The organism is Gilvimarinus sp. F26214L (genome assembly GCF_054401055.1).
The window spans coordinates 1-12,774 of the sequence record NZ_JBTIYG010000001.1; the positions used below are offsets into that span (position 1 = coordinate 1).

Annotated in this window: 9 protein-coding genes and 1 pseudogene; 5 read left to right on the forward strand and 5 right to left on the reverse strand. The window is 57.5% G+C overall.

Features of this window, described 5'->3' with window-relative positions:
- The 4 genes and pseudogenes from ACURWW_RS00005 to ACURWW_RS00020 all read left to right on the forward strand — a co-directional run.
- On the forward strand, positions 1–634 hold a 634-nt coding region (locus tag ACURWW_RS00005), incomplete at its 5' end, for a hypothetical protein (protein ID WP_445614955.1).
- Positions 627–1,001 (forward strand): annotated as a pseudogene (locus tag ACURWW_RS00010) (TniQ family protein); the annotation flags it as partial. The gene ACURWW_RS00005 and the pseudogene ACURWW_RS00010, both read left to right, overlap by 8 nt.
- 120 nt (positions 1,002–1,121) lie before the next feature.
- On the forward strand, positions 1,122–2,231 hold the full coding sequence (locus ACURWW_RS00015; protein WP_445615390.1) for a hypothetical protein: 1,110 nt from the start codon (positions 1,122–1,124) through the stop codon (positions 2,229–2,231).
- A gap of 52 nt (positions 2,232–2,283) precedes the next feature.
- Complete coding sequence (locus tag ACURWW_RS00020) at positions 2,284–2,703, forward strand: hypothetical protein (RefSeq protein WP_445614956.1); 420 nt, start codon at positions 2,284–2,286, stop codon at positions 2,701–2,703.
- Between the two features lie 103 nt (positions 2,704–2,806).
- Here the strand turns inward: ACURWW_RS00020 and ACURWW_RS00025 are convergent, their stop codons facing one another.
- The 5 genes from ACURWW_RS00025 to ACURWW_RS00045 are packed head-to-tail and all read right to left on the reverse strand — an operon-like array spanning position 2,807 to position 10,699.
- Complete coding sequence (locus ACURWW_RS00025; protein ID WP_445614957.1) at positions 2,807–4,147, reverse strand: APC family permease; 1,341 nt, start codon at positions 4,145–4,147, stop codon at positions 2,807–2,809.
- Between the two features lie 16 nt (positions 4,148–4,163).
- A complete protein-coding gene (locus tag ACURWW_RS00030; protein ID WP_445614958.1) occupies positions 4,164–4,622 on the reverse strand; it encodes a hypothetical protein in 459 nt (152 codons plus the stop codon).
- A gap of 40 nt (positions 4,623–4,662) precedes the next feature.
- On the reverse strand, positions 4,663–7,830 hold the full coding sequence (locus ACURWW_RS00035) for an efflux RND transporter permease subunit (RefSeq protein ID WP_445614959.1): 3,168 nt from the start codon (positions 7,828–7,830) through the stop codon (positions 4,663–4,665).
- Positions 7,827–9,374 (reverse strand): efflux RND transporter periplasmic adaptor subunit, encoded by a 1,548-nt coding sequence (locus ACURWW_RS00040; protein WP_445614960.1) that lies wholly within the window; start codon positions 9,372–9,374, stop codon positions 7,827–7,829. Before ACURWW_RS00040 ends, ACURWW_RS00035 begins: the two co-directional genes overlap by 4 nt.
- Positions 9,371–10,699, reverse strand: a complete 1,329-nt coding sequence (locus tag ACURWW_RS00045; protein WP_445614961.1) for a TolC family protein — start codon at positions 10,697–10,699, stop codon at positions 9,371–9,373. Before ACURWW_RS00045 ends, ACURWW_RS00040 begins: the two co-directional genes overlap by 4 nt.
- Before the next feature lie 722 nt (positions 10,700–11,421).
- On the opposite strand from ACURWW_RS00045, the gene ACURWW_RS00050 reads away from it, so the two are divergent.
- Positions 11,422–12,690 carry a hypothetical protein gene (locus tag ACURWW_RS00050; protein WP_445614962.1) on the forward strand — a complete coding sequence of 423 codons (1,269 nt, stop codon included), beginning with the start codon at positions 11,422–11,424 and terminating at the stop codon, positions 12,688–12,690.
- Positions 12,691–12,774 lie beyond the last annotated feature (84 nt).

Sequence of the window (12,774 nt, forward strand, 5' to 3'; positions counted from 1 at the left end):
TGCTGAGAAAAAAGTTGGATGCCCTCCGGGGAGAGGACAGCGGGGAAGATTAACCCCGGCCTCGGAGCGGCGACAGCCTCAACATGTGCTTCCCGAGCATTCGCATAGGCGCCTTCAGGAGAATCGGGACTTCTTCAAGTCCCTTCTCGATCAGTCGGGCGTACCCATGGTGTTCGTTGGCTTGCCGAAGTCATTGGGACTGCTGGAAACGCCGCGGCTCGACGCAGAGAAACGCTCGAAGAAGCGCCTAACTTTCTTAACCGGGCATGAGGAGGACCAGCTCAAGGATCGGACTTTGGCGGGCTTCAGAATGCGCCCGTATCCAGTCGATTCTGACGCGTGGAAGAAAGTGCTTCGTGCGTATCGAAGTGCCATGGATGTACCGTGTATCAACCTCTCGGAAGAGGAACTGGCGGTCCGGTGCTGGCTGGCGAGTTATGGACGGTTGTCCAACATTCTCGGCGAAGCAATTGAGATCACGGAGGGCGAAAGGGAAATCAGACTGAAGGATTTAGCGAAAGCCTATTCAAATAGCGAACCTGCGGATGAACGGAGGGGGAACCCATTTTTGATCTCTTCCCGCGAAGTGGAAAAGCAGCTTGGACAGATCCTGGAGGCCAAAGAACGTGCTTAACGTACTTCCTATTCGACCCTACCGCAGTTCCGATGAATGTATGGCCGGCTATGCCCTACGAATCGCTTCGCAAAACAGCTGGCCAAATCCCAAATCCATGTTTCGTGAGATGCGCCTAGGTCCATTCAGGCCTGATCCTCAGGATCAGGCGCAGCTAGCCTGGAAGCTCAGTGGCATTACCGGACACCCGGTTAGCCGGCTGACGAGAACTGATCGACTTGAACTGTTCGCATTCGAATTCGACAAGAACCGGTGCTTCCGACGCCTGGAAGCTGAAAAACCCAGAGTCTGCGTCGACTGCCTTCGGGAGAGCCCTTATCTTCGCCAATCCTGGCGGTTCTCAGGTTTGGACTACTGCGAAGCCCACGGGAAGAAGCTAACCCGCAGCTGTGGGCGCTGCGGCGAGTCATTCAGATGGGAGTCTCCCCTGCTCCACGCCGTGTGTACGTCGTGTAGTCACCCCCTAAGCCCAGAGCCGTCCACCCCTATGCCGCAGTACCTGCACTATTTGCGACGCCAGATCGGAAACGCCCAAACCCAGCGGCTCGCGGATCTCTTCCTGGCGGCCCAGCGTGTCTGCCGCCCCTATGATTCCCTGTTCGAATCACGGGAACGGCTGCCAGCCGGTGAAGACTGGAGCGATATCCTTGAGCAGGCGTACACGCTGCTGACGGATCCCGCTGTTTGGCACGGCTGGCGAAAAAGCTGCGAGTTCGAACGTGGACACCTGGCTGTTCTGGGGACGAATGCCGTCCTGTTCCCTCTCCTCACGCTCCGCGGCCAACTGAATTGCAAATGGCCCGCGGTAGACGCTCGGACTGCCGCTGTATCGAGATGCCAGTTCACGGAGCGGGCAGACTTTGCCTTCCGGCAACCTAGGCTTGCTGGCGCGGCAACCAATGAAGCACTCCGCTACCAGGTTGAGCGCCAGCATATGGCTGAGATCATCGGGCTGCCTGAGGGGTGTAGCGTCCAGACAGCGATGGACCGAGACCTGGTCAAACCGATCAAAGAAACTCGGATTTCCCGAGATGCGTTGTTCAATCTTGACGAATTGGCGAACAGTTTCGAGCCCAGGCCAATGGCCGGTGCTTCCGCTCGCCGTCTTCGCTGGGGGCAGTATGCTCACCTTCTCCCGCTTTTCGATGTCGACGCGATCGACCTGGCGAGATGGATCCAGGATGGTCGCCTTACCGGCTTCATGGACAGCCAGGCCGCGACGCTGTTGGAGGGCTTCGAACCGACGTTATCGTCTCTATACAAGAATCTGGTCAGATCCCTGAGGGCGAAGGCGGCCAATCGGTATACGCCCGAGCAATGGCGGGTTCTTTTCGGTATCTACAAAGGAGATCTGGTCGATCTGGTCGAGGCGATGAAGCCAGATCTGGATGTTGACAATCTCTTTACTGGGAAAGGCATGATCGAGGTCGAGAAGCGCTTCGTCGCGTTGCCTCGCTTTTGCAAAATGCACCTTGTCCGGCTGCCGCAAGCCCGCAAGGCCTTGCAAGCCAACGGAATCAGCCCAGTAGTAGGTAGAAACTTCTATAAGCGAAATCCAGAAACCCTGAAGGCACTACGAAAATGCCGGAAAAGCTAGTGATCTGGCCCATTCGGAAAACACCAGCGATCAAGCAACCGGGAGACTACGCATGAATCAATACACTTATACTTTGTTTTTATTCACACAAAAACAGTGTGCCGAACTGCAACCGGCCCCAAAACGAGTAGACGACGAGGTCAATCAACTGATGACTGACTTCATCAGGAAGCTTCACATCGAAAAGTCGACCAGTGTACAGTTTGCCTACGCACGCTTCCTGGAGGAACATTACAGGCTCGACTATCAGTGCTATGCGCCAAGTGAGTCGACGTTTCGCCGCCGGGCGAAAGCTTTGCAACAGGAAATCATCGAGGCTAGAAAGGCGCGTCGAGCGGCATACGCTGCCGCGAGATACAGACGGCGCGTTCGGTCCGGCGCTTTCCGCAGCCACTTCAGGGTAGATCCGCCCTGCACGCCTTCCGTGGGGTTTCGCCGTCGGCGCGAATTGAACAATTTCGTGGACACCTAATCTTCAACGACAAGGTGTACGTAGGAGTAGTACGCCAGATTTGCCTAGTCCCACGGGGCGTATCAGAGGGAGGCGGGGCGCTGGAACGCCCTGCCACAAGTCTTTAGTGCTGGTGCGCAGCCGATCGCTGGTCAGCGCGTCTGAGAAAAAAGAATTCCGCAACAAGAATGATGAACATCCCGGCTGCCGCGACGACCAGTACGAACCAGTCTGTCTGAGCCTTTACCCAAATGAATCCACCGAGCACCACAAGGTCGAGCACGATCGCTGTGAGCAGGATGCTGCCCTTCGCCTTTACTTCTTGTCGCAGGTGACGCCATACGCCCCAATGGATCGCAATATCCATGACCAGGTAGAAGACGATTCCGAGTGCCGCGATGCGGCTGAGGTCGAAAAACGCGGTTAACAGCAGCCCAAGCGCGACGGTGTAGACCAAGGTGTGCCGCTGGATGCTGCCGGGCATGCCGAAATGGCTGTGAGGAACAAGTTTCATTTCGGTGAGCATGGCCAGCATCCGGGACACCGCGAAAATACTGGCGATGATCCCACCGGCCGTGGCGATCATGGCAAGTACGACCGTGAACCACAATCCGTAGTCACCCACTGCGGGTCGGGCTGCGGCTGCGAGCGAATAATTCTTGGTGTCGATGATCTCCGGGATGCTCAGATTACTTGCCACCGCAAAACCAACCAGAGCGTAGATGACAACGCAAACGAGAATGGAGATAACAATTGCACGTCCCACGTTCCGGTGGGGATCGACCAGCTCCGAACCGCTGTTGGTGATGGTGGTAAAGCCTTTGAACGCGAGAATTCCGAGCGCGGTAGCCGCGAGAAAAGAACTGATGGGACCAGCTTCCCTGTGTTCTCCCAGGGTGCCAGTGAAGTCGGTGGCTATGCCCTCGGACACCCAGATGCCCGCAAGCCCGAAGACAATGATGCCTCCGATTTTGATCACTGCCATCCACCAGGCGACTTGCTCAATCACCCGGTTTCGCGCGAGGTTGATAAGGAAAGCCACGATCAGCAAAGCCACCCCGAGGATTGGAACCCAGTGACTACCGTCGTCGCCATCGAAAAGCTGCACCGTGTAGGCACCGAAGGTGCGGGCCAAAAAGCTCTGCGCAATAACCATGGAAAAGTACATCAGCAGCGCATGAAAGGCGGTTGGCAGGCTGTGGCCATAAGCCTTCGCCAGATACATGCCGATGCCGCCGGCCGAGGGATAGCTTTGGGACATTTTGACGTAAGAATAGGCACTGAAGGCAACCACCAGCGCAGCGGACAGAAATGCCAGCGGGAACAGTGACCCGGTCATCTGTGCCATCTGACCGGTCAAGGCGAAAATGCCGGCACCAATCATGACTCCCGTCCCCAGCGCCACTGCGCCCAGAAGGGTGAGACTATTCTTCCGGTACTGCGGACTGCGATCTGAACTCTCCACTTTCCCTCCTGTGCAACTACTCACTTGTATGGCGACGAAATTTCATCCTGATCAGGGCGAGCGAAATCAGGGGTACGAGAATCCACTGTACAAGAGGCAGCACTCCTGTTCCCAAAACTGGGAGCACCGGCATCATGTCGCTGTACTGCCAGCGGCCCCAGGTTTTGGTCGCCAAGTGTTCGAACACAATGGTTATGGCGATCCCAACAAACAGATAGACTGCCAGAGCCAAACGGGACGCTGCCGCGGGCCAACGCCAGTTTCGAGCAGCCAGCGCGGCCAGTGTGTAGGCCGCAAGCGCTATGTTCGCGTCACCGAACGCCGCCCTGGTACACAGCCAGACAGCCTCGGCGTGGCGAGCATCGGCCATTCCCCGATAGAAGAGTATTTGCCAGTTTTCCCATGCTACATGCAAGAAGAAATTAGCAGTCCAAAAAAACGTCAGGTCACCGATCGTGGTCGATCTCTTAAGCACCGCGTTTACTCTCCTCCACCGCTTACGATAAACGATGTTGTTAACTTGCGCGAACAGGCTGCCCGTCTTCTTCGTGCTCTGTTGCCGCTTCCTCGCCGAGCGAGCGCGATTTCCAGACGAAGTAAACGGCCGGCAACACCAACAAGGTCAGAACCAAGGCGCTGGACATGCCGCCCACCATGGGTGCTGCGATCCGGCTTACCACTTCCGATCCGGTGCCTGTTCCGAGCATCACAGGCAGCAGACCGGCGATCGTGGATATGGTCGTCATCATCACCGGTCTCACCCGCAATCCAGCGCCCTGTGTTACCGCGTGCAACAGATCAGAGCGCGTCATCGCCGCCCCGCTCTGCCTGATTCGTTTCCGCATCTCTTCGTAGGACTGGTTCAGATAGGTGAGCATGATGACTCCAATCTCCACCGCCACGCCCGCAAGTGCTATGAAACCAACACCGACGGCAACGGAAAAGTTGTAGCCGAGCAGGTACATCAGCCAGACAGCGCCCACCACTGCCAGGGGCAAGGTCCCGAGGATAATGGCGACCTCCGCAAAGCGGCGGAAATTCATGTAGAGCAAGACGATAATGATGGCCAGCGTGAGTGGGACGACATAGGTCAGCTTTTCCTTCGCACGAAGCATGTACTCGTACTGGCCGGACCAGGTAATCGAATAGCCAGGAGGCAACTCCAGTTCGCTGGCGACCACCTCGCGTGCCACCTTCACATAGCGACCTACATCCGTATTGATATCCACGAAGGTCCAGCCGTTGATGCGTGCGTTTTCGCTTTTGATAGCGGGCGGTCCACCTTCGATCACGATGCGGGCAACATCCGCCAGTGCGATGTGCTCGCCGTCCGGCGTCATCACCGGCAATTGTCCCAGCGCTTCCGGGGACTCACGGTATTCCTGCGGATAACGAATGTTGACGGGGTAGCGTTCCAAGCCTTCTACCGTCTGCGCCACATTCCTGCCGCCGATTGCCGCGGCGACTACTTGTTGGACGTCGTCCACATTGAGCCCGTAGCGCGCGGCCTTTGCCCGGTCGATGTCTACTTTGATGTAGCGGCCACCCGCTACACGTTCCGAGTAGACAGAAGCGGTGCCCGGCACATCTTCAAGGATATCTTCCAGCTGTTTGCCGATCTGTTCGATGGTTTTCAGTTCCGGCCCAGCCACCTTGATGCCCACTGGCGTCTTGATACCGGTGGCCAGCATATCGATGCGTGTTTTGATCGGCATCACCCAGGCATTGGTCAGCCCCGGGAACTTGACCAGCGCATCGAGCTCACTTTTCAGCTTTTCGGTGGTCATGCCTTCGCGCCATTCTTCACGGGGCTTAAGCTGTATGAATGTCTCCACCATCGTGAGCGGCGCCGGGTCGGTAGCGGTCTCGGCGCGGCCAATCTTGCCAAACACGGTTTCCACTTCGGGAACTGTACTGATCAGCTTGTCCGTTTGCTGCAGGAGTTCACGTGCCTCGCCGATGGACAATCCCGGATAAGTGGTTGGCATGTACATCAGATCACCTTCGTCGAGCGGCGGGATAAACTCGCTCCCGATTCGGGTGGCGGGCCACAATCCGACCAACAGAATGCCCGCCGCCAAGGCCAGGGTTGTTTTCGGGTAACGAAGTACCTTGTCCAATACTGGCCGGTAGCTTCTGATCAAAAGACGATTTACCGGGTTCTTGCTCTCCGGAAGAATCTTGCCGCGAATAAAGTAGCCCATCAAAACGGGCACAAGCGTTACGGCAAGGGCCGCACTGGCGGCCATGGCATAGGTCTTGGTGAAGGCCAGCGGCGAAAACATCCGCCCTTCCTGTGCTTCCAGAGCAAAAACCGGTATAAAACTTACGGTGATGATCAGCAGGCTGAAGAACAGGGCCGGTCCTACCTCGCTCGCCGACTTGGCAACCACCTCCCACCGGTTGGCGGCAGTCAGCGGGGTACGTTCCATGTGCTTGTGAAGGTTTTCAATCATCACGATGGCGCCATCGATCATGGCACCGATGGCGATCGCGATGCCGCCCAAAGACATGATGTTGGCATTGATCCCCTGCCAGTGCATCACGATGAATGCCACCAAGATCCCCACAGGGAGACTAACCATTGCCACCAGCGATGATCGCACGTGAAATAGAAAGATCACGCAAACCAGTGCCACGATTGCAAGCTCTTCCAGTAAGCTCTTCCAGAGATTGGTGACTGCGCTACTAATCAGATCCGAACGATCGTAGACGGTGACCACTTCCACGCCGTCGGGCAAGCCGGCCTTGAGTTTTTCCAGCTTTGCCTTGACACCATCAATGGTTTCCTGGGCGTTCTCGCCAAAGCGCATCACAACGATGCCGCCCACTACTTCGCCTTCACCATTGAGTTCGGCGATGCCGCGGCGCATTTGTGGTCCAACCACGACGTCCGCAACATCCTTCAGTAACAACGGCGTTCCGTTCTGGTTTTGGCCTAGCGGAATATTTTCGAGATCTTCGATCCCTTCCAGATACCCGCTGGCGCGCACCATGTATTCCGCTTCCGCCATTTCGATGACGGACGCTCCCACTTCCTGATTACCCCGCTCGATAGCTTGCTGAATGTGCGTCAACGGAATGTGAAAAGCGCGCAGTTTTTCGGGATCCACATTGACTTGGTATTGCTTGACCATGCCGCCCAGCGCCGCCACTTCGGACACCCCGGGAACCGTCTGTAACTCGTACTTCAGAAACCAATCTTGAATACTGCGCAACTGACTCAGGTCGTGCTGACCGCTGCGGTCCACCAGCGCATAAAGATAAACCCAGCCAACGCCGGTCGCATCGGGACCCAGCTGCGGTCTGGCACTGGCCGGTAGGGTGGGCGCCACCTGAGATAGGTATTCCAACACGCGCGAACGCGCCCAATATGCGTCCGTGTCTTCGTCAAAGATGACGTAGACGTAGGAATCGCCAAAGAACGAGTAGCCCCGCACCGTCACCGCTCCCGGCACGGATAACATCGCCGTGGTGAGCGGGTAGGTAACCTGGTCCTCCACTACCTGGGGTGCCTGCCCCGGATAACTGGTTTTGATGATCACCTGCACATCCGACAAGTCGGGTATGGCGTCGATGGGGGTATTGCGCACTGAGTAAATGCCGACCCCGACCAGAATCAGGGTGGCGAGCAGAACGAAGAAACGATTGTCAACGGACCAGCGAATAAGAGCTCCAATCATTGATGCGCTCCATGTTCATGGTCCGCGTGATCACGTCCGGATATGGGTTCCGACGGCTGCGGATGAACTTCTGCGTCGGTGTCGGATTTGGGGCGTACCGCAGTTACCAGGTAATCACCCTCCCCAACTTGGAACAGTTGCACTTCCACGCGCGCACCAGTAGTGAGTAGTGCCGGATCCACATCCTCGCTCAGGCTGAAGTCCATCACCATCGCCGGCCATTCCCATTGCGGGATGGCTTCATGGGCAAGAGTGACCATGCTGTGCTCAGGCATCGCACTCTCGACTTTGGCTGCGACCCAGATACTTTGCTTTTGATCGGCTGCAAGTGGCTCCGAATCGTCGTGGTCCATGCGTTGAAAATCCGAACTCTTGCTGGATTCGGAATCGATAAGAAACTGCGCCGAGGTTACGATCCGGTCGCCCTCCTCCAGTCCGGCCAGGATTTCCACCTGCCGACCCACTATCCGGCCAACCTCGACGTTGACGGACTTGAATTTCCCCTCTCCGCGGGCCAGTACCACGCGGGAGTCGCTGCCCGTGCGAATCAGTGCCTCTCGGGGGATCAACAGCACGGAGTCCTTGTGGCGGCCAGCAATGGAGAGTTGCGCAAACATGCCGGGCTTCAGTGCGTGATCGGCATTATCCATGCGAACCCGTATCTGCGCAGTCCGGGTCTCCGGGCTGATGCTCGGATAGATGTAGTCCACCTCGCCATGCCACTCGCGGCTTGGAATGTAATCCAATTCCATGATGACGGGATCGCCTTCATTAACCAAAGGGAGTTGGCGCTCGAAGACTTCGCCGGCCACCCATACTTGGTCTAGAACGCCGATGGACATCAGTCGGTCACTGGGCTTGACGAAGCTTCCCTCGCGCACCTGCAGATCACTGACGACGCCGGTCTTCGGTGCATAAACCGTGATGTTTTGCAGCACCTGGCGATTCTTGCGCAATGCCTCGATGGTCTGCTGCGGCACCCGGAGTGCTTGCAGCCGCTCGGTTGCGCCCTTGATCAATCCTTCGTTCCCCCGGTTGAGGGCGAGCACCAGTTCCTCTTGGGCATTGACCAGAGTGGGTGAATAGAGGGTGTACAGCGGATCGCCCTCGCTGACCGGGTCTCCTTCCGCCGTGACGTATAGTTTCTCGATCCAGCCTTCAACCCGCGGATCGAGGTTTAGCAGCTGATCCTGATCATACTGGATGTAGCCGACGGTTTTGACGCGGGACGTCAGCTCCCCTCGTTTAACCGTCGCGGTCCGGACGCCCAGGTTGTTCACCACATCGGGGGATATTTTCACGAGGCCTGGCTCCTGCTCTTCTTCGTAAACCGGAACCAAATCCATCCCCATGGGGGACTTGCCCGGTTTGTCCCGTCGGTAGTTGGCGTCCATGGGAGCAACCCAATAGAGCGGTTCACGTTCGCTTTTCGCCGTCGCACCCTGTTCGTCCCCCGAACCCAGGGTGCCTATCACTAAGGTGCCGACAACGCCCGCTGCGATTCCAGCGGTTACGAGCAAGAGGTGTTTGCCTGACATTTTCATTTCGGTTCACCTGTTATTTCCGACCCGGCGCCCAGCTCCTGTGGAGCTTGGGCGAGCAGGTAATTAAGCTGGGCGATGGTTTTCAACTCGGCGACTCTGATGGCGAGCGCCTCGATCTTTGCGTTAAGTTCGGCGATTCGTGCGCGCACGGCCTCGGCAAAATCGCCGGCGTCATGGTTGTAAGCGGACAGTGCGGCCTCGGCCTGGTCCTGCATTTGTGGCAGTAGTTGCTCGCGGTACAGTGATTCTCGTTGTTGCAGCCGCTGTAGCTGGACGATTGCGCCGTCCAGCTCGGCACCGAGTCTCCTCAGCAGCAGCGTGCGTTCGGTTTTGATGGCCTCGGTGCGGGAGACGGCCGCGCTCACTTCTTTGTCCTGCTTGTTTTCGGTGAAAAGCGGCAAGTCTATGTTGACGCCCACGGACAAGAGATCCGAACGCTCGTTACCCAGTGGGTCTTCATCCCGGTAGCCGTATTGTGCGCTCAGCCCCCATTCGGGTTTGTAAGCCTGTTCGGCCAACTCGATGCCTGTCGCCACCGATGCGATCTCTTGTTCCAAAGCGGCCACCGCGGGGTGTTGTACCAAGACGTTCTTCCAGTGGCCTTTGCCATCGTTATGGGCGGGCAATTCTGTGGCGACTTCGAGCACAGGCAAGTCGGGTTCTACCGCGAGTACGGCAGACTCGCCGATCCACTCGCTTAGTTGTCTTTGGGCAATCTCCTGTTCCTGCTGCAAGGCAGTGAGCCGATCATCCAGTCGGGTAAGCTCCAGTTGTGCGCGGATCACGTCCTGTTGGCGGACTTGGGCATGGGCCGATCCATAACTTGCCTCCGCGACATCAACCAGCTGCTCGAAGAGAGCCCGGTCGGATTCGATCAGGTGGATGCTTTGCTGGGCGCGCAGCACTTCCAGCCAAAGCTGAGTGACCGTTGCAGTCACGCGCGCCTTGCGATCGATCCTGAGGAAAGGCTGTTGCCGGGCGAGCTCCCGCTTCTGCTCTTTCGCCAACGCGCGGCTTTCGCCACGGGGGAAGGCCTGGCTGACACCGATTGTGGCCTGAGTCATGGCTTCCCGTCCGAAGTCCCAGTCGTCGGTGGGGAAATTGGAGAGGCCAAGAGACAGCCGGGGGTTCGGAAGCGCGGCTGCCGCAGTTGCCTCGTCAAGTAAAGCGGCTTGCCTGTGGCGGCTTCCCGCTAGCCAGGGGTCTGCTGCGATGGCTCCGGTAATGGCATCTTGCAGTGAAAGTGTCTGCTCCTGGCCGTAAACCATCCCAGGCATCAGCAATAGCACACACGCAATGGCGTCAAAATATTTCGAAAATCTCATTGATTTGCTCGCAATCGTCCAGGGCTTTCTGCGCGAACTGAGCCCGAAAGAGCTTCAGCGTGCAGAATGGCTGAATGATTTCGCGCGCTTCTGGGCTCGGCTACGTTTCCCGGGCGCTCAACGGCGAAATGACAAACGACAGACGGATCTGTCGTGTACTAGCGAACTATTGGAGGGCGGAAGAAAGAATGACCGGTCCTGGTCGGCGACTGGGGGGCGGCATTTGAATAAAGGGCCGAAGGAACCGGCGCGGGGAAGAAAGCGGAAGTTACCGCAGCAACCGGGCTGCAGTGACCGTCAGGACAGCCATCCATATCCGAGCAGTGTTGGCCCTGACAGTGGCTGCTCTGACTGTGGGAACGCACCTCATCCATGCCCGTGTCGTCATGGCTGTGCATATTTTGCATCTGACGGGTAAAACCGGATTCCGTGCCAGGCTTCTCATCCGGGCCAGCAGGCATCATCTCTGCGAATGCTTGGCCGAGCCAGACAGTCAGCAGAATAAAAAACAGACATTTGCGGACGCGAGGAGTAAGCACGGTCGTACCAGTCGTATCAGGTTCAAGGCAGAATAGCAGAGCAGCGCCTCAATTGACAAGTTCAGCTTTGCCCGGAATTGGACAGCTCGATGGCAGCTTGTTCCCCTGGTTTTTCTTTGGGCTGCACCTCGCCCCGGGATCGCTTTAGACTGGGCGATGCCACCATCCAGTGTGAGGATAGGTATGACACAGAAGTCCAAAGAACCAAGCGCCGCCGAACGGCTAAACCAATTTTGCGCCTGCCGGACCATCGACCGACCTGCGCTCGACTATGCGCTGGCTCAGGAATTCGGCGGTGCCGACGCAATCCTGAGCAGTCCGCTCTGGCAGCAGGCCTTCGCGAGCTCAGCGGTGTTTCTTCCTCAATCCGACCTCGAACAGATGCGATCCGTTGTCAGGGCACTGGAAGCCGCGGCGGCATTGCCCGCCTATCGCGAGGCGGTGCTAAGCTGGGCACCGTCGAGCGCCGACATGGACCCCGGTCCGGCTGGCGCCTTCATGGGCTACGATTTTCATCTGGAGCCGGACGGTCCGCGCCTGATTGAGATCAACACCAACGCGGGTGGCGCATTCCTCAACGCGGTCCTGGCGCGTGCCCAGAAACAATGCTGCCATCCGCAGCCGGAGGACGGGCTGACCGATAGCTTTGAAGAGTCCGTGATCCGTATGTTTGAAGATGAATGGCGCCTGCAACGCGGCAGCGGCCGTCCTCAAACCATCGCCATCGTTGATAACGAGCCCGCCTCTCAGTATCTGTATCCCGAGTTCCGGCTGGCTAAGCGTGTTTTCGAGCGGCACGGGTTTGAAGCCATGATCCTCGACCCTGCTCAGCTTATTGTCGAAGGTGGGCAGCTCCTGACGAAAGACAGTCGCCAGCGAATTGATCTGGTTTACAACCGGCTCGTGGACTTCGGACTCGAACATTCTGCGCACGCGGCAGTGCGGCAGGCGTGGCTGGAAGGCTTCGCCGTGATCACCCCGAATCCTCGCGTTCATGCCCTGCTGGCGGATAAGCGCAACATGTCACTGCTTTCCGACGCGAGTATCCTGAAAAACTGGGGCCTGGACGAAACTGCCGCCCAGCGGATTGCACGCACCGTTCCGCGCACCCGGCTGGTTTCGCCCGAGCATAAAGATGAGCTCTGGAGCCAACGCAAATCACTTTTCTTTAAGCCTGCCGCCGGTCACGGCAGCAAAGGCGTTTATCGAGGCAGCAAGCTGACGAAGGCGACCTTCGAATTCATCTTGCAGGATGATTACATCGCTCAAAGCTTTGTACCGCCATCCGAGCGCGTTGTCCTTGTCGACGGCGAACCAACAACTTTGAAAGTCGATGTCCGCCTCTATACCTATGGCAGCGAAGTGCTGCTGATGGCAGCGAGGCTCTATCAGGGGCAGACTACCAATTTTCGCACTGAAGGCGGCGGCTTCGCTCCCGTTTTTACAATCTAGGCTCTGGCTGCAGTCTCGAGCGGCTGGAACGACTTTCGCAGCCTGAAAGATGAGATTTGCGCAGCCGGGCGGACGTGGCAGAAA

What these genes read in the sequence shown, in the direction of transcription:
- ACURWW_RS00050 (WP_445614962.1), top strand. Translation starts at nt 11,422, where the DNA reads ATGACACAGAAGTCCAAAGAACCAAGCGCCGCCGAACGGCTAAACCAA.
- ACURWW_RS00015 (WP_445615390.1), top strand. Translation starts at nt 1,122, where the DNA reads ATGCCGCAGTACCTGCACTATTTGCGACGCCAGATCGGAAACGCCCAA.
- ACURWW_RS00045 (WP_445614961.1), bottom strand. Translation starts at nt 10,699, where the DNA reads ATGAGATTTTCGAAATATTTTGACGCCATTGCGTGTGTGCTATTGCTG.
- ACURWW_RS00035 (WP_445614959.1), bottom strand. Translation starts at nt 7,830, where the DNA reads ATGATTGGAGCTCTTATTCGCTGGTCCGTTGACAATCGTTTCTTCGTT.
- ACURWW_RS00040 (WP_445614960.1), bottom strand. Translation starts at nt 9,374, where the DNA reads ATGAAAATGTCAGGCAAACACCTCTTGCTCGTAACCGCTGGAATCGCA.
- ACURWW_RS00020 (WP_445614956.1), top strand. Translation starts at nt 2,284, where the DNA reads ATGAATCAATACACTTATACTTTGTTTTTATTCACACAAAAACAGTGT.